Source organism: Shewanella maritima (genome assembly GCF_043643735.1).
In the GTDB taxonomy this organism is placed as follows: Bacteria; Pseudomonadota; Gammaproteobacteria; order Enterobacterales; family Shewanellaceae; genus Shewanella; species Shewanella maritima_A.
On the sequence record NZ_JBHZSM010000007.1, the window covers coordinates 78,167 to 94,166 of the forward strand.

Sequence of the window (16,000 nt, forward strand, 5' to 3'; positions counted from 1 at the left end):
TTAAAATTCTTTCTAATTTGATTTTATAGATGATTTAAAGCACGCGCGCGGTGTTTCACCGCGTTCAGTTTTAGAAATGCTCTAACTTGCCCACTGATTTACAGCCTCTTCTCGCTCAGATTCAGCCTCAGTTACTTTTGCAAATATGGGCTCTGGATTAGCCAAAAACATGAAGCAATAGGTGTCAGATCTATCGGGGGATTTTATGTTATGTTTTTCTCGCATTTCCTTCTTTGCACACACAACCCATTGACCTAATTCATTGAGGTGAACGGGTAAGCGGGATATCTGGCTTTTGGTGAGTTCAGAACCATCAATCTGCATCCGTCCGGTCTTTATCGCATCACGCATCATGATATGACTATATGCACGTTGGTTGATGAAGCGGCTTTTCTCGTTATGATTAAAGACAGGTTTTCCCCATCGGACCTCTTGAACGTTTAAACCGAGTTCTAAGGCGATTTTGACAGTCGAGAAGCCAACGCCATCACCGTCAATTAATATGCTGATATTTTGGCTTTCATAGGGCTCTACGTGCTTTTTTATCTCGTGGGCAAAGTCTATAGGATCTATGTCTGCACGCATTTCGATAATGGAATGAGAGACCACCAGCCGAGTATTTGCAGGTTCTAGCGATACCTTGCAGATATTGATTACTGATTTGTCTCTACCATTTCCGACATCACACGCAGCAACCCAGCCCCATTGTCCATCAATTAGCGTTGGTGAGCTTCTTGCCGCACGTTCGCAATCGGTTCTGCTAAGAAGGTAACCATCCATATTGTCAGGGAACTGTCCTAACACCTTTATCTGGTACTCCGGTGAATCTTCTCCACCGTAAGAAATTAGCTTTTCACCAATAAACTCGGGTGTTACAAGCGGTGACTCTTCAGAGTTTAAAGTGATTGCCGCCCAGATCCCGCTAGGGTTATCTGGTGTTTTAGCTAGCCTATGGTGAGTATCGTAAAAGAAGCCAGATGTTCGGGTAGGTTGACTGAGTAAACACATATTGTTGTTGGCTTCGGTTAGTGCTGAACTCAACACGTTTAGGGCTTTGTCTGATAAACCACTAGCTTCATCAACAACTATTAGGTATGTATGACAATGTTCACCAGCTAATGCTTCTTCATTACCCTGACGAGCAGATTTAGCAATGCAGCTCCATATACCTTTGTAACCGATAGCGTAGAACTCTCGTTCGTTTAAATCGAAGTAGTGCTCTATCCAAGGAATGTTGCGACAGAGAGCTTTGAAGTTGATTTTAAGGTACTTCCAAATGACATTACGTACTTGAGCTGCGTTATTGGCAACCACTACCACTCTGCTTTCAGGGTTTAAGATGATAAAGGCTAGGATGATAATGCTAGTCATATCGCTTTTGCCTGTTCCATGGCCGCTAGATACCGACACTCTTGCACCTTGCTTTTGAATTGCTGAGATAATCTGCCTTTGTTGCCAGGTAGGGTTTTTCCCCACTAATACTGAGGCAAAGCTAACCCAGTCTTGTTGGAACATGGCTAAGAGTTCTATATAGCGAGGATCTGCTAGGATCGTTTTTAGCTTTTTCAATTTTCATCCTCGCTAGATTCAGAGTAACTAAAAAGCTGCTGATTAATTCTTTGCTTCTCTTTCGATACTGCTAGCTGACGCAGTTTGATCTGCTCCTCTTCCGAAGCAATAGTGACTTTGTAGTCTTCGAGTTTTTCAAATATTTGTTCCCGACTTAGGTTTTCATGATCGGTATTGGTTTGTTGTGCAGACAGTTCGATAGATAGCATCTGTTGTACGTAGTCAGGTAATTCGCCTAGCTGGTGGACTTCAAATTGATATGCGACATCACTAGCTGAACATTTTCCTTTATAGAGTTTATTTAACCAGCGATTGCGACTCTTAATGACTTGAGTTGATTCCGTTTGGGCAAACGATGAATCAAGTACTTTGTGGATTTGAGGGACGAGTTTTGCGGTTCTATCTGCGCAAGAAAGCACTACACTAAGCGCTACAGAGTCTTCCCCTTCAGTGATTAACCTCGTTATTACCTCTTGCCCTAGCAGGGTAATATTAGAGAGTTGCCCTTTTAAAACCCCAAGTTCAAAGCCAAGATCATTATCTAAGATTGAGCTAAGTAACTCCTTGGCTATCTTGCTAGAGAAACCGCCATGAACGAGAGCTGCGCTGTTGTTACTTTGGAACCGTGAACGCCGGGTTTTGGGGGCAATGATGTAGTCAGTGTTTTGTTTAGCTGTTTTGGGCATTTTAGCTTTTTTCATTTTCCCACCTCCTTAGTTGCATACTTTTTAAGTTTGAAGCGTTCTGCGTGATGTTAGTGTTATATTTATGTCATTAGGTGACGCCGTTAAAGGCTTTATCAGTCTTGGTTTGAGCTCGAATGCTTGAGTTAATCAGGTCATAAATCGATATTGGTAATTCATCCTCAGAAAACCAGCCATGTTTTCGGTTAGGCTTTTTATAGATTTTGCCCATTACATCATTGGTTTTTGAGAAGACATGTCTTTTGTGATTTTTTAAGAACGTAACTAGTGGGTCTACAAGCAACAGATCATTATGCTTATCTATACTTACCTTTGGTTTTTGCCTGCTCCAAATGAAGTTTCTTGCACTTCCGTTGAGCTCTTTAGTGTCCTCTTTGGTTAAGTAGCTAATACGATAAACAATTGGGTCAATGGAAGCTTTGTTACCTTTAACCATAGTGCCGTAGGAGCGGGGGACCTTTGCTAATTTTCCTCCACAAAACCGTGTCCAGGACTTTTCAAGTAAGTCTAGGAGTCTGCTGGGATGTTGAATTTTTTGGCCGCTTAGCATGAACACTGCGTGGTAGTGCTGTATCGGTGAGGAGGCTTGCTCTCTGGTACAAAAATAGGCCGCTTTGCATTTATACTCTTTTTGCAGCCTTTTCTTTTCGGTTTGTAAATACAAGCCAATATCTTTATTCGAACCAGAGAACTCAGTAGGGTGTAGATCGAATCGAACCACGAACACTTTTGTATAGCGATCTAGCATGGTTTCACATAATTCGAATATCTTCTTTAACGGTCTTTTAAAGTGTCCTTTGCTCTTGGGTTTGATGATTGGGTAACTATGATTTTTGTAAACATAAGGAAGGGAGTTGTGTTTTGTGATTAGAAAAGACATGAGCTTTATCTCTATTGGTTTACTACATATAAGATTTATGTGGCGGTTTATATTATTTAAATACCGCTTTTTTGTTTGAGCTTGTTTATCGCTGATTTAGACAAGTAAATAGGGCGCACAACTCGGGGTGTTAGTTGTACGCTCTAATTGGTTAGCTTGGTAATTTTTTAAGCTCAATGAGCTTTGTAATATCTTTGAATAGCCAGCAATGAGCATTTCCCTTTTTTACAGTGGGGGCCGGGAACTCTCCTGATTTGATCTGGCGACTCAGTATTGAGCTAGATACCTTTTGCTTGAGGATCGGTAGTAGCTCTAGCTTAGTTATAATTCGACTGTCTTCGATAAAAAGCTTTAGGTCGTGATCTGATGACCTACTTGGCATGATGCTCTCCAAGATTGATCACTTTACGAGAGTGGACCCACTCCATAAGCTCCGTTAAAGACCAAGCTATTTCATCCCCTCCAGGGATCAGCTCCCGACGTTTAGGAAAAAGGTTTTTACGTTCAAGTGTCCAAGCTGTGGATCTTGATATTCCAGTAATGGACTTACGCTCTTGCTCACGGACAAGTCTATCTTCGAATGTAGCGATAGCTGCTGTTTTACTCATAATTTACCTCGACTAATTGGATAACTGACCTTTTCAGTTCGAGGGCATCTTCTATGGTTTTTTTGGGAAGAAAAATAGCAACCGCTAGCGAAACTATATTTTCGCTAGCGGTTGGGGAGTTGGTGTTATAGGAAAGTCGAACAATTGTTTGTAGCTGTATTTGTTAGTTGTAAAAACACTTATTTGTCTTGAACAGCCTGGCATTGTCAGGTTAATATGCATCCTCATTGTTTCAAATTTATAACTATAATTGATTCATGCGTGAAGGTGATTCGGTCATGGTACTTCAATTAGTTCTAGCGTCATTTTCACATCAATACATTAATTAAGCTGTTAAAAAGGCAAAGTATGTTTTCTGAAGAAAGAGTAACCCAAATGGCTGCTTATTTTCTTATCGAGAGTGGTCGAAGAATTGCTTACATCAAACTATTGAAGTTACTGTACTTAGCAGAGCGTAAGGCTTTAGCAAAGTGGGGTTCTTCAATGAGTGGTGATAGGTTTGTTTCTATGCCGCATGGCCCTGTATTATCTCAAACATACGACTTAATTCGCGGACATCAGAGTGAGCCTAGTTATTGGCAAACTTGCATTAAAGATGAAGAAAATTATGAAGTATCTTTAGAGCAAACTATTACAGTTGATGACTTGGATGAACTAAGCCGTTCAGAATTGCGGATACTCGGTGAAGTGTTTGCTGAGTTTGGGCATATGAGCAGATTTGAAATCGTTAACTATACCCATGACCATTGTGAAGAATGGGCAGATCCAAATGGGAGCTCATTTCCGATAAAACCTGAGAGTATCCTACGTGCAGTCGGAAAAGATGAAAGCCAGATTTCGCAACTATTGGCTAAATTTAGAGAAGATAGTCAGTTAGATATAGTCAGAGCGGCGTTGAGATGACAAATGGTTATAATCCAGTAAGCAGGGGGACGATTTTAATTCCATCTGGCTCAAAGGATCATCTACATTTTGTTTGCTCTGATCCTGTATTTTACCCTCCAACTCAAAAAGAATCAGTTTTAGTTGTTAATATATCTAGTATTAAAGACGATATTGGATATGACTCTTCTTGTGTGCTAGACGTTGGAGATCATCCTTTTATAACTCATCCTAGTTTTGTCTACTACTTGAAAGCCGATATTTTCGGGGCTGACAATATTGCACGTAATGTTGCAGATGGTACATTTCAAGTTCATGAGGATTGTACAGATGAAACATTTGTTCGCATTCTAGACGGTTTTGATATTAGTGATGATGTTAGGCCAAAACCATTTAGGTTTTATGAAAAGCATTGTAAGAAGAAAGAATAAACATACAATGCCACATTTATTGGAAAGTGTTTGTAGTACGCTTCTCTGCAAAGCGTACTGATAGGATGGTGATTGTAAGTTTTTTGAATTAAAACGATAAATTTGATGTGGTACTTGTAATAAACTTTAGCACTTCCTCCTCGCTAATACTTCCATGTTTAGAGCGTCCACCAGCTTTAGCTTGTTTAGGGACATGTTCTCGGATCTGTCTCTTGATTAATCCCTCTGAAACACTGTGCTTTTTTCGAACTCTTATGAGTTGTTTAACCGCTTTCGCAACGTGGCCGTATTTTACTGCTTGGTGTTCAGGCAATTGGTAAAAGTCTTGAGCTATTTTGATGGTTACTTCACTAAATTGATTGTTTTTATCTCTAACTGTTAACCCACCTTTCGTAGTGTCCTTCTTTGATTTTACTCCTCGACTCATAGCTTGCTCAGTTTGAGCAGCTGTATTGTGTATACCTATTTCATAATTGAGAACACCGAATCCTAGTAGTATTTTATCTAATAACTGGTGACTCTCAGAAGGCAAACTTGCTTTAACAAGTGCTATGTCTTGCTTAAAGTGCTCTGCTTTAGTTTGAATACTTGAGAGAGATTCAAGCTCTTCAGCTTCTGAGATACTCATGCCTAGATTCGTTTGAATATGTTCTAGTGATAACTTTACATGAGTACAGATGGCTTCTGGTGTAAGGTCTTTTTGTGGGAGCGCTCGGAGCTCATTGATTTTACTTATGCTTAGCTCGCCATCTGTTAAGTGATTAGCTATATCGTCTATCCAAATCTGACAGTCTAAATTTATGTCGAAGCTCATTTTTTACCTACACTAATGCGAACTGGTTTTGTAAAAGGCGTTACGTTGGACTGATTGTTGACGATTGGAGCAATCATTGAAGCTAACTTATTCAGTGCTTCTGCCCTTTCCTTCAAGTAGTCATATTGGTCATATACCGCTTCAATGCGTTTACGCTTATGATTTAGACATCTCTCTCCAATATCGTTTGACACGCCGATCTCTGCTAATAGACTTCGGCATGTTCGCCTTAAATCATGAATAACAAAATGTTCAATGCCTGCATTACCTAGGTGGTTTTCATTAGGTTCTTTGTCACTATCTACTTTTTTGCCAAATAGTTTGGCTAAAGCATGGTTGAGCGTGTCACTTGATATGTGCCCTTTAGGCTTATTTGTTTTCGATTTGCTTATTCTTCTAGATGGGAAGAGAAAGGCTGAACCGTTGGCTTTAACGTGCAGCTCTTTAAACCATGGGACTATCAGCTCTGGTAGAGGAATCGTGATTGCGACTTTTGTTTTGCTTCTTTCAGTTGGCAAGTGCCACAACAAATTGTTGAAATCAAATTCATCCCATTTGGCAGCAATAAGCTCTCCCTTGCGAGCACCAAGGCTGACTAATAACGCGATTGCTAAATAGTTATCTCTAGTAAAGGTATGCTCATTTTCACGTAAGACTCTAAATGTTGTTTGAAGCTCATTAAATGTAAGTTTTCTGGTCCTGCTAGATTCAACACCACCAGCATCGCCTACTTTAAAAGCGCTGGCTGGATTTGCAGAAATAAGGTCCAGCTTACAAGCATGATCAAAAAGTCGTTTGCAACAAAATAGGGTCTTATTCGATACGGTCTGACGGTTGCTTATTGCGACTTTGCTAATGATTGCTCTAATATCTCGAGCATTTACATCAGAGATTTTCAGTCGTCCGATTGTTGGCTTAATCTCTTTGGTGTACAGCCGTTTAGGTATTTCAGGGTGCTTTAGTCGTTTTGATATCTGGAGATACCAGTCATCGAACAAGTCATCAACAGTAATGAGCTTTTCATCATTATCTCTTTCACGCTCAGCTAGCGGGTCAATTCCTTGTTTAGCTTTATGGATAAGTATCGCAGCAGCCATTTTTGCATCAGCAAGACTCATTTGAGGGTATGCCCCCCCATCTATAGTCATACTCCTGCGTTTACCATGTATGGAGTACCTTAGCTCCCAGTAGCCAATACCTGTCCCTCTAGAACGAATATACAAGCCGTTCCCTATTGCTTTTCTTTCTACAGTCCCACTTTTTAAAAAAGCTTTTATTTGCTTATCATTCATAGCGTTACCACGAAATTGGTGACCAATTGTGATTTTTTGGTCATTTTTTAGTTATTTTGAGATTTTCGAGCTTTATGGTCACCATTTTGGTCACCACTTGTTCAAGACAGTAGCAGACAATGACGGACATGTACAAAGTATTTTAAATATAAAAAAGCCCGTAATTACAGGCGTAATTACGGGCTTTAGGCAGTATTTAGATTGGGCTGAAGAAGAACTTTAAATTCTATTCAACGTTCTGGATCTGCTCACGCATCTGCTCAATCAACACTTTCATTTCTACAGCTGCTGCAGTGACTTCTGAGCTGATGGATTTTGAGGCTAAGGTATTTGACTCACGGTTAAACTCTTGCATCATAAAGTCTAAGCGGCGGCCTTGTGCACCACCTTTTTTGAGGATGCGGCGGGTTTCAACCACATGTGCTTCAAGACGATCCATTTCTTCTGCGACATCTTGCTTTTGCGCCAGTAAAACCATTTCTTGCTCAATACGAGCTGGGTCTAACTCGCCTTTAATTTCAGCTAGACGATTGGTCAATTTTTCACGTTGATATTGCATTACTGTTGGCATGTGCTCGCGCACCATTTCAACTTGTTCCATAATGCCATCAAGACGGGTTTGCAGCATTTGCTCCATGGCACTACCTTCACGGCCACGCGCTTCGATAAATTGATCAATCGCGTTATCAAAGGCGCTCATTAAGTCGGCACCAATGGCATCCATGTCTTGTTCTGCACTAGCTAACACACCCGGCCACTTTAGAATATCGGTTAAATTTAATTGACCATGATTGGCGTATTTTTGAAGCTCTGCCGCAGCATCTAGTAACTGCTTTGCCAAATTGTCATTCAGCTGTAAGTCTTTGCTGTTATCGTCAGTGATTTCGTAGCGTAGGTTTACTTCAACTTTACCGCGATTCAGACGCTTACGCAGTCGGTCGCGCAAAACCGGTTCAAAGCTGCGAAATTGCTCGGGTAAACGCAGGTAGGTTTCTAGAAAGCGTTGATTAACAGAGCGAATTTCCCATGAGGCTGTTCCCCATTGTGCTTTGTGCTCGATACGAGCATAGGCGGTCATGCTTTGGATCATGTAAAGTCCTGAGTAGTAAATGTGTGTGGCTTGATTATAGCCGTTTAATGCACCTAGATTAAAGGTTTGTATTTACATGGCATCTGTTTGCGCGAGGCTCTATAATAGCGGCACAAATTTGTCTTCAATCTAGTAAACAGGAATCACCATGCGCCCAAGTAACCGCACGCCTGCTCAAACCCGCCCTATTACCATTTCTCGTAACTTTACTGCTCATGCTGAAGGTTCTGTGTTAGTTGAATTTGGCGACACTAAGGTGTTATGTACGGCCAGCTTTACTGAAGGTGTTCCGCGTTTCTTAAAAGGTCAAGGTCAAGGCTGGGTAACAGCTGAATACGGCATGCTACCTCGTTCAACTCACAGCCGTATGGACCGTGAAGCAGCACGCGGCAAACAATCTGGTCGTACTCAAGAAATCCAGCGTTTAATTGGTCGTTCATTACGTGCTGCAGTAGACATGAAGTCTCTGGGTGAAAACACTATCGTGATTGATTGTGATGTGATCCAAGCTGATGGCGGTACACGTACTGCTGCGATTACGGGTGCTTGTGTTGCGCTAGTCGATGCGCTGAACTGGGCTCGCGGTAAAGGTATCATCAAAACCAACCCACTTAAGTTCTTAATTGCCGCGGTGAGTGTGGGCGTTTATGAAGGTGAAGCTATCAGCGATTTAGAATATATCGAAGATAGTGCTGCTGAGACTGACATGAATGTGGTCATGACTGAAACCGGTAAGATTATTGAAATCCAAGGCACAGCAGAAGGTGAGCCATTTAGCCATGAAGAGCTACTTGAGCTACTTGCACTGTCTAAAAACAGTATTCGTGAAATTGTCGATGTACAGAAAGCGGCATTGAGTTAACATTAGTCGATTAAATAGGGACCGTTAATCGGTCCCTTTTTTTAAGTTTTTTTATTGAGGAAAGAAAGTGAAAGCCTATCAACGCGAGTTTATTGAATTTGCCCTTGAGCGCCAGGTATTACGTTTTGGCGAATTTACCCTAAAGTCTGGCCGCACGAGCCCATACTTTTTTAATGCGGGTTTGTTTAATACAGGTAAAGATCTTGCGCGTTTAGGCCGCTTTTATGCTGCGGCATTAGCTGATTCAGGTATTGATTTTGATTTGCTATTTGGCCCTGCTTACAAAGGCATTCCGATTGCGACGACCACAGCTGTGGCACTGTGTGATCACCATGACCGCGATGTACCTTATTGCTTCAACCGTAAAGAAGCCAAAACCCACGGTGAAGGTGGCAACCTTGTTGGTAGCGCGCTAGAAGGCAAAGTAATGCTGGTTGATGACGTCATCACTGCTGGCACAGCTATTCGTGAGTCAATGGAAATCATCAATGCAAATAATGCCAAGCTTGCCGGTGTATTGATTGCATTAGACAGACAAGAGAAAGGTAAAGGCGAGCTATCAGCCATTCAAGAAGTTGAGCGTGACTTTGGCTGTGAGATTGTATCTATCATCAAACTGGCTGATTTAATTAACTACTTATCTGAAAAATCAGGTATGGAAAAAGAATTAGCAGCGGTTAGCGCCTATCGTGAGCAATACGGTATTTAATTATCTTTGTTCTAACCCATTAAAAAACGCAGCCTAGGCTGCGTTTTTATTTGCTTAAGCTAATGATCTGTTCATCAACTTGCTGCCACTTTAAACAAAAGCAATTTGCACTACACGGTTTTATCGTGACTGCTGCAAGAACTCGGTACGTGTCGCTAAATTACTTTTGAAGACACCACCTAAAGCGGTTGTAGTAGTTGAACTGGTTGAATCCATCACACCACGTGATTTTACGCAGTAATGTACGGCATCCATTTTCACCGCAACATCCTTGGTTTCAAGCAATGCCTGCAGCGCGACTAATACTTGTTGAGTCAGCCTTTCTTGTACTTGAGGGCGCTGAGCAAAAAAGCGCACAATGCGGTTTATTTTCGATAAACCGATTATTTTTTGCTTAGGCAAATAAGCCACTGTGGCTAATCCATCAATGGTGACAAGGTGATGCTCACAGGTACTGGTCAGGCTAATATCCTGCACTCGGATCATCTCATCCACACCCATTTTATTTTCAATCACGGTGATTTTAGGAAAGTTTTGATAATCTAAGCCAGAAAAAATCTCTTCTACGTACATTTTAGCAATACGTTTTGGCGTTTCGGCTAAGCTGTCATCAGACAAATCAAGCGACATCAGCGTCAGGATTTGCTCCATGTGATGTTCAATTTGGTTTTTACGGTCTTCAGCAGACAAGGTAATTGGCAACATTGGGGTTTCAAGCCCATGCTCTTTTAATGCAGCTTGAACAATTAATGCCGCGTCACTCAGTGCCATCTGATTCTCCAGAAAGATTGGTACTTATATCTATATTGTACGTCAATTTCCCAGACATTGGTTCACTCTGGGGTTGTGGATAATACCGTGATTTGAATCAAATTAATATTACTGACATAAAAAAAGCCGACCTTTTTAGTCAAGTATCGGCTTTTATGAAGTTTAGAAAAGCTTAAACTTTCAAGTTTTTCTGCAAAAATGATAGGACTAAATTAAAGTACTCTTCTCGACTTTCCTTAGTATAGAAACCATGACCAGCCTTATCCCATAAGTATTGCTCATAAGGATAATTAGCCTTGTCTAAAGCTTCTTTCATCGCCTCAAACTGCTCTATAGAAGCCCTTTCGTCTTCATCACCATGCAATAAAAGGATATTCACTTTCAACTTATCTACATTATGACTTGGAGACATAGATCTTAATTTTGCTATGTCATTACCCAAGACTTCATCTAAAAAAGCACCACCAGAATATGACTCTGGAATATCACCACTTTCGAATAGTTCTTCCAAATCATAAACCCCTGCAGTACCGATAGCACATTGATATAAGTCAGGTTCAATTGTCGGCGCCATTAGTGAAGAATAGCCACCAAAACTCCCACCAGAAATACAAATACGCTCTTTATCCGCTAATCCTTGCTCTATGATGTAGTGTGTACCGTCAATAATATCGTATTGGATTTTCGTACCCCAAGCGCGATAACCGTCTTCTTCAAACTGTTTGCCATAACCGCCAGAACCGGTGAAGTTAACTTGCAGAACCGCGATACCATGTTGAGCAAGTAGTTGGTTTTCAGAATTGAACTCCCAATAGTCTCTAGGGCCATGAGGACCACCATGCGGATTGACAACAAAAGGCATATTTTTCTGTTCTTGCCCTTTTGGAAGCGTTAGGTATCCATGAATCGTTTTACCGAAGCGATTGGTAAAAGATATTGGCTTCACTTCCGCCATATCACTTGGATCTAACCAATTTTTCTGTGAGAAAAGATAATTAATTTTCTTGTTTTTAGTATCAAAAAGATAATAGTCACCTGGGTTTTTATCATTCATGGCCATCACAACCATTTTATCCCCATTAAGTGTTTCGCTTACTATGCGAACTCGATGATCAGGGATAGCTGTCATTAGCTGGTTTAGGTGCTTTGCTTTGTCACTTTTTTTATCTACAAACTCGTACTCTGGGTAACCATTTTCGAACTCAATGGCATAAAGTGCTTTAGTTTGTTCATCAATATATAACTCTAATGGGTCAACCACATCATGCTGGATGATTTTTTTACGTTCACCATTAGGTAGAGATATTTGGTAAATTGCGCTTGTTTGGTTATCTTCCACAGCTAAAGCATAAATAGAATCCCCCTTTTCAGAGAACGATATCGGGTAAAACTCATCAAGGCCTTGCATTAACTTATCAGCAGAAACCCATGCATCTTTATCTTCATCAAAATAATAAACTTGTTGACTATTTTTACTGTCGCTAGCGAAACTGAATCGAATATTTTTGTCATGATCGGCTAAAAAGTTTGCGTTACTAATTGGGGAGGTGGTTAGCTTTTTCCGCTTACCATTGTATACATTGACTTCATATACAGATGTTGCAGCATAGTTGGTGCCTGTCCATGGATAGGTCATCACAAGCATTTTTTTCTTATTTTCAGGCAAGGTATCGAGCACATATGAATGTGCACGATCGCCCCCTTTATAACCAAATATATATTCAGAGCGACTACCATCAGCATTAACCGCTAGCATTTCACCACGATATGCAGACTCTTCTTGCCTTACCTGCTTATATGCTTTTTGAACAACAACTCTTTCAGAGTTAACCCAGTGATATGCGCCGACCTCACCTTTTCCTTTAAAATTAACGATATACGTTGGTTTTAATGTTTCTAATTCAACAATTATCAACGTGCGCTTATCTGTTTCCTTCTCAATAACTACACCAGATAGATAGTCTCCCTCTGGTGAAATTTTTACTTCCGTAAACTCAGCTGAAGCACTGAACTCTTTAATTGAATTTTTTGGGGTTGCATGAACCTGTGACATATTGATTTGCACTAAGCAAACCAGCAAAAAACTTAGAATGAAAAACCTCATTTACCTTCCTTGATGTTATGCGTTTGTTAAAGCGAGCATTAGCATTCTAAGTTTTCAGTTTAATTATGCAACTGCAAAGTTAAACAAGTTAAAACTGTTTGCTTATCGCCACCCCACCATAAAAAACTCTCTCATGCGTTCTTTATCTTGTTCAAAGCCACAAGAGATCATTTCATCACAGCCTCTACCTGAAATTCGAGTACCGGTTCCTGCAGCGCCATCAGGAAAAGAGGTTTGAAAGAGTGATAGCTGTAAATCAAACACTTCGGTTAATTGAGGGGCCGTTACACTAATCGTTTCCATCTCACCTGTTGGTTTTACCACTGACTCAACGGCCTTAGGTGCTGATTGGTAGATAGTTTCAAAACCATCCGTCATCTTATTTAATGCGATAAACTTAACTGAGTCAGGGTAGTTATTGGCATATGTCTGTTTGAAGTACTGAGTAGCCACATCCATGTCTTTCGACACATACTCACCTTCCAAATACAGTAATCCCAGCAAATGTGTCGCTGGGTTAAAATTGTTTTTATGGGCTTTTTTTAAATACTTTATACCTCGTTCAATATCTTGATTTTCACCCGGGCGAATATATATTACACCGGCTTTGAATTGAGCGTGAGGCAAATCAAATTTTGACGCTTTTCTAAACCATTTCAATGCCCTCTCTTCATTTTTTTTTGTGCCATAACCTTGATAATAAAGTTCTCCAAGCATGTACATAGCATCGACATAACCGCTTTTAGAGAAAGTCTTAAACCTTACAAAGTAACTGTTACACTCTTGTGTATGACATTCTTCAATCAAACTTTTTTCTTGTGTTTGAATAGAAGAGTGAGAAGAAAAAGAAATAAATGGTGAGGCAAGTAAAGTAGCTAAAATAACATATTTCATATCAAGTCCTTTTAATCTGAATATGGAGTCACAGACAACCTTTACAGGGTAAAAGTATTATCAAGCAACAGTGTCCATTTATTAGACAAAACATACAACGATGTCAAGAAAAGCGATACTTTTCAGTTTCAATTCAAAATTGACAGCTGAAAAATAAGTAAAAAGTATTAGTTTCATAAGCTTATTCGTTGCACAACTCTCATTTTAAGTTATGTTTTTGGATAATTAGAGAAATCAGGTAAGTAAGGGTAAGAAATACGGTTACAAATGGTGTACAGCATGATTTATCTGCCTTTCATGCATAACGATGTATTTGCTGTTGTTTTCGAGCAATTGCGACGCATTAAAAAAGCCGATCTTTTAGACCGGCTTTGTTGTATGAAAAAAGATTTATAACGCTAAACTTTGCTTAATAAAGCTAATCATTTCTTTGTAGTATTTGGCGCGATGAGTGTCATTGTAAAAACCGTGGCCTTCATTGTTCATCACCAATTTCTCGTACGGGTAATCCCTCGCTTTCAGTGCTTTTTCTAACGCTTCAAGCTGCTCAATAGGAGCGCGTTCATCGTCTTCACCGTGCACTAGCATCAATTTTGTTTTTAATTTATCAACATGATGAGTTGGTGACATAGCATGCAATACCGATTTATCTTCACCCAACACTTCTTTTAGGTAACTAACACCGGCACGCCTACCCGCTATATCACCTTTGTCAAACATCATGGCAAGGTCATAAATACCCGCAAAGCCAACTGCACACTTGAACATATCGGGCTCTATGATTGAGCTCTGTAGCGCGCTGTAACCACCAAAACTGCCACCTACGATACATACCTTGTCTTTGTTAGCTATACCTTCGTTGATGATATATTTAGTTGCGTCAATAATGTCATGTTGGATGTCTGTCCCCCACTTGCGTTTACCTGCATCTTTAAAGGCACTACCGTAACCTCCGGAACCACGAAAGTTCACTTGCAATACCGCAAAACCTTCTTGGGCGAGTAACTGATTTTGTTCATCAAACCCCCACCAATCGCGAATACCGTGTGGACCACCGTGTGGATTGACGATTAACGGTAAATTCTTCGCTTCTATACCATGTGGCGTGGTTAAATAACCGTTGATCACGACACCATCTCTATTGGTAAAACTGATCGGTTTCATTTCAGCCATTTGTTCAGGGTCTAACCAACTTTTTTGCGAAGCAAGGTATTGTAACTTTAGCTTCTCAGCATCAAACAAATAGTAATCACCTGGGTTTCTATCATTAAATGCCTTAACAACAAACCTTGTAGAATCACGTGTTTCACTAACAATATGAATTTGATGACCGGGCAATGACGCTAATAATTGTTTCAGTAGCTGGCTATGCTTATCTTTTTTATCAACAAAAGCATACGTTGGATAACCATCTTCATACTCAACTGCATAAAGTTGTTTAGTTTGTTGGTTAATCCAAAAGTTACTAGGCTCAACTTTATCATCTTGAATGATTTTTTCTTTTACACCTTTTTTTAGGTCAACTCGATAAATACCTAAGGTTTCTCCACCCACCCTGCCTGCGGCAAATATGGTGTCGGGTTGGTCTGCAAAAGCGATCGGATTAAAATCGTCCAGACCAAGGTTGAGTTTATCGCTACTGACCCATTCATTGTTTGAACGATAAAATAACTCTACTTCATTGTTATTATTAATCCCTGATGAAAATTTAACTTTACCCTCATGGTCAGTCAGGAACTGACTGTAACCCGTCGGAGCCGTAGTCAGTTTTTTACGTTTCCCCCTGAAAACATCCACTTTATACACCTGCTGGCTAATACTGTAATCAAGAGATGACGACCCTCCCCAAGGAATCGCTTTCACCAACATATATCGCTCATCATCTGGCAGCGGGTCTAAAATATATGCAGTCGCTCTAATCGGCGTATTTTTGCTCAGACGACTACCTACTTGCTGTTCGCCACCCTTGTAGCCAAATAAATAAGTCCCTTTTGAGCCATCAGCATTTACTGCCATCAACTCACCATAATAAATAGGCGTTTCTGACCAACCTTTTTTATACATTTTTTGCAGCACGACCCGCTCATCGTTTACCCACTCATAGTTGCCTACTTCCGCATTTCCGGGGAAACTCACTGCATTGAGTAACGCTTTCGTTTCAGTATCAAGGAAAATGAGCGTATCTTTGCCTTCATGAGAAGTCAGTGCGCTAATATAATCACCCTTTGGCGATATTTTTACGTTTTTATACTCAGCACTTTTGGTAAATAGTTCTGCTGTCGACATTGAAGCAGCTAAAGAAGGGAGTGAAACGCAGGCGAGTGCGCCCACCACTATAGAAGTGTATTTCATTGTACATCCTTGTCTCTTGTTATTGTTGATCAATCATT

At 40.4% G+C, this 16,000-nt stretch carries 15 protein-coding genes; 4 read left to right on the forward strand and 11 right to left on the reverse strand.

Annotated elements, in window-relative coordinates; all coding sequences use genetic code 11:
- Nucleotides 1–81 precede the first annotated feature (81 nt).
- The 4 genes from ACHUGF_RS09635 to ACHUGF_RS09650 form a co-directional block, all read right to left on the reverse strand.
- Nucleotides 82–1,569: a beta/alpha barrel domain-containing protein gene (locus ACHUGF_RS09635; protein ID WP_282167110.1), complete on the reverse strand. Its 1,488-nt coding sequence runs from the start codon at nucleotides 1,567–1,569 to the stop codon at nucleotides 82–84.
- Nucleotides 1,566–2,270, reverse strand: coding sequence for a hypothetical protein (locus ACHUGF_RS09640; RefSeq protein ID WP_394130743.1), 705 nt, complete (start codon nucleotides 2,268–2,270; stop codon nucleotides 1,566–1,568). The genes ACHUGF_RS09635 and ACHUGF_RS09640 overlap by 4 nt, the downstream gene beginning before the upstream one ends.
- A 73-nt stretch (nucleotides 2,271–2,343) precedes the next feature.
- A complete protein-coding gene (locus tag ACHUGF_RS09645) occupies nucleotides 2,344–3,021 on the reverse strand; it encodes a YagK/YfjJ domain-containing protein (RefSeq protein WP_463602287.1) in 678 nt (225 codons plus the stop codon).
- Between the two features lie 503 nt (nucleotides 3,022–3,524).
- Nucleotides 3,525–3,761 carry an AlpA family phage regulatory protein gene (locus ACHUGF_RS09650; RefSeq protein WP_282167107.1) on the reverse strand — a complete coding sequence of 79 codons (237 nt, stop codon included), beginning with the start codon at nucleotides 3,759–3,761 and terminating at the stop codon, nucleotides 3,525–3,527.
- Nucleotides 3,762–4,109: 348 nt separating this feature from the next.
- Between ACHUGF_RS09650 and ACHUGF_RS09655 the strand changes: the two genes are divergently transcribed.
- Both ACHUGF_RS09655 and ACHUGF_RS09660 read left to right on the forward strand, forming a co-directional pair.
- Nucleotides 4,110–4,664: a Panacea domain-containing protein gene (locus ACHUGF_RS09655; RefSeq protein ID WP_282167106.1), complete on the forward strand. Its 555-nt coding sequence runs from the start codon at nucleotides 4,110–4,112 to the stop codon at nucleotides 4,662–4,664.
- A complete protein-coding gene (locus ACHUGF_RS09660; RefSeq protein ID WP_282167105.1) occupies nucleotides 4,661–5,074 on the forward strand; it encodes a hypothetical protein in 414 nt (137 codons plus the stop codon). The genes ACHUGF_RS09655 and ACHUGF_RS09660 overlap by 4 nt, the downstream gene beginning before the upstream one ends.
- Nucleotides 5,075–5,162: 88 nt before the next feature.
- Here ACHUGF_RS09660 and ACHUGF_RS09665 read toward each other — a convergent pair whose 3' ends face one another.
- The 3 genes from ACHUGF_RS09665 to ACHUGF_RS09675 all read right to left on the reverse strand — a co-directional run bounded on the left by ACHUGF_RS09665 (nucleotide 5,163) and on the right by ACHUGF_RS09675 (nucleotide 8,270).
- On the reverse strand, nucleotides 5,163–5,888 hold the full coding sequence (locus tag ACHUGF_RS09665; RefSeq protein WP_394130746.1) for a hypothetical protein: 726 nt from the start codon (nucleotides 5,886–5,888) through the stop codon (nucleotides 5,163–5,165).
- Nucleotides 5,885–7,180: a tyrosine-type recombinase/integrase gene (locus tag ACHUGF_RS09670; RefSeq protein ID WP_282167103.1), complete on the reverse strand. Its 1,296-nt coding sequence runs from the start codon at nucleotides 7,178–7,180 to the stop codon at nucleotides 5,885–5,887. The genes ACHUGF_RS09665 and ACHUGF_RS09670 overlap by 4 nt, the downstream gene beginning before the upstream one ends.
- A 226-nt stretch (nucleotides 7,181–7,406) precedes the next feature.
- A complete protein-coding gene (locus tag ACHUGF_RS09675) occupies nucleotides 7,407–8,270 on the reverse strand; it encodes a YicC/YloC family endoribonuclease (protein ID WP_394130748.1) in 864 nt (287 codons plus the stop codon).
- A gap of 148 nt (nucleotides 8,271–8,418) precedes the next feature.
- Here ACHUGF_RS09675 and rph point away from each other — a divergent pair, with 148 nt between their 5' ends.
- Complete coding sequence (gene rph / locus ACHUGF_RS09680; RefSeq protein WP_394130750.1) at nucleotides 8,419–9,132, forward strand: ribonuclease PH; 714 nt, start codon at nucleotides 8,419–8,421, stop codon at nucleotides 9,130–9,132.
- Nucleotides 9,133–9,199: 67 nt separating this feature from the next.
- The gene (gene pyrE, locus ACHUGF_RS09685) at nucleotides 9,200–9,841 is read left to right on the forward strand and encodes an orotate phosphoribosyltransferase (RefSeq protein ID WP_394130752.1); all 642 of its coding nucleotides are present in this window, start codon (nucleotides 9,200–9,202) and stop codon (nucleotides 9,839–9,841) included.
- Between the two features lie 120 nt (nucleotides 9,842–9,961).
- Here pyrE and folE read toward each other — a convergent pair whose 3' ends face one another.
- The 4 genes from folE to ACHUGF_RS09705 form a co-directional block, all read right to left on the reverse strand.
- Complete coding sequence (gene folE, locus ACHUGF_RS09690; protein ID WP_394130754.1) at nucleotides 9,962–10,612, reverse strand: GTP cyclohydrolase I FolE; 651 nt, start codon at nucleotides 10,610–10,612, stop codon at nucleotides 9,962–9,964.
- A gap of 172 nt (nucleotides 10,613–10,784) precedes the next feature.
- Nucleotides 10,785–12,716: an alpha/beta hydrolase family protein gene (locus ACHUGF_RS09695; protein ID WP_394130756.1), complete on the reverse strand. Its 1,932-nt coding sequence runs from the start codon at nucleotides 12,714–12,716 to the stop codon at nucleotides 10,785–10,787.
- A 102-nt stretch (nucleotides 12,717–12,818) separates the two neighbouring features.
- Entirely contained in the window at nucleotides 12,819–13,610 is a 792-nt protein-coding gene (locus ACHUGF_RS09700) for a tetratricopeptide repeat protein (RefSeq protein ID WP_394130758.1), read from the reverse strand.
- 390 nt (nucleotides 13,611–14,000) lie between these two features.
- Nucleotides 14,001–15,962: an alpha/beta hydrolase family protein gene (locus ACHUGF_RS09705; protein WP_394130759.1), complete on the reverse strand. Its 1,962-nt coding sequence runs from the start codon at nucleotides 15,960–15,962 to the stop codon at nucleotides 14,001–14,003.
- Nucleotides 15,963–16,000: the final 38 nt, after the last annotated feature.

Excerpts from the sequence above, each read along its gene's own strand:
- ACHUGF_RS09650 (WP_282167107.1), bottom strand. The coding sequence starts at position 3,761 with ATGAGTAAAACAGCAGCTATCGCTACATTCGAAGATAGACTTGTCCGT.
- ACHUGF_RS09660 (WP_282167105.1), top strand. The coding sequence starts at position 4,661 with ATGACAAATGGTTATAATCCAGTAAGCAGGGGGACGATTTTAATTCCA.
- ACHUGF_RS09700 (WP_394130758.1), bottom strand. The coding sequence starts at position 13,610 with ATGAAATATGTTATTTTAGCTACTTTACTTGCCTCACCATTTATTTCT.
- ACHUGF_RS09705 (WP_394130759.1), bottom strand. The coding sequence starts at position 15,962 with ATGAAATACACTTCTATAGTGGTGGGCGCACTCGCCTGCGTTTCACTC.
- ACHUGF_RS09670 (WP_282167103.1), bottom strand. The coding sequence starts at position 7,180 with ATGAATGATAAGCAAATAAAAGCTTTTTTAAAAAGTGGGACTGTAGAA.
- ACHUGF_RS09645 (WP_463602287.1), bottom strand. The coding sequence starts at position 3,021 with ATGCTAGATCGCTATACAAAAGTGTTCGTGGTTCGATTCGATCTACAC.
- ACHUGF_RS09675 (WP_394130748.1), bottom strand. The coding sequence starts at position 8,270 with ATGATCCAAAGCATGACCGCCTATGCTCGTATCGAGCACAAAGCACAA.
- ACHUGF_RS09695 (WP_394130756.1), bottom strand. The coding sequence starts at position 12,716 with ATGAGGTTTTTCATTCTAAGTTTTTTGCTGGTTTGCTTAGTGCAAATC.
- ACHUGF_RS09665 (WP_394130746.1), bottom strand. The coding sequence starts at position 5,888 with ATGAGCTTCGACATAAATTTAGACTGTCAGATTTGGATAGACGATATA.
- ACHUGF_RS09640 (WP_394130743.1), bottom strand. The coding sequence starts at position 2,270 with ATGAAAAAAGCTAAAATGCCCAAAACAGCTAAACAAAACACTGACTAC.
- folE (WP_394130754.1), bottom strand. The coding sequence starts at position 10,612 with ATGGCACTGAGTGACGCGGCATTAATTGTTCAAGCTGCATTAAAAGAG.
- ACHUGF_RS09655 (WP_282167106.1), top strand. The coding sequence starts at position 4,110 with ATGTTTTCTGAAGAAAGAGTAACCCAAATGGCTGCTTATTTTCTTATC.
- rph (WP_394130750.1), top strand. The coding sequence starts at position 8,419 with ATGCGCCCAAGTAACCGCACGCCTGCTCAAACCCGCCCTATTACCATT.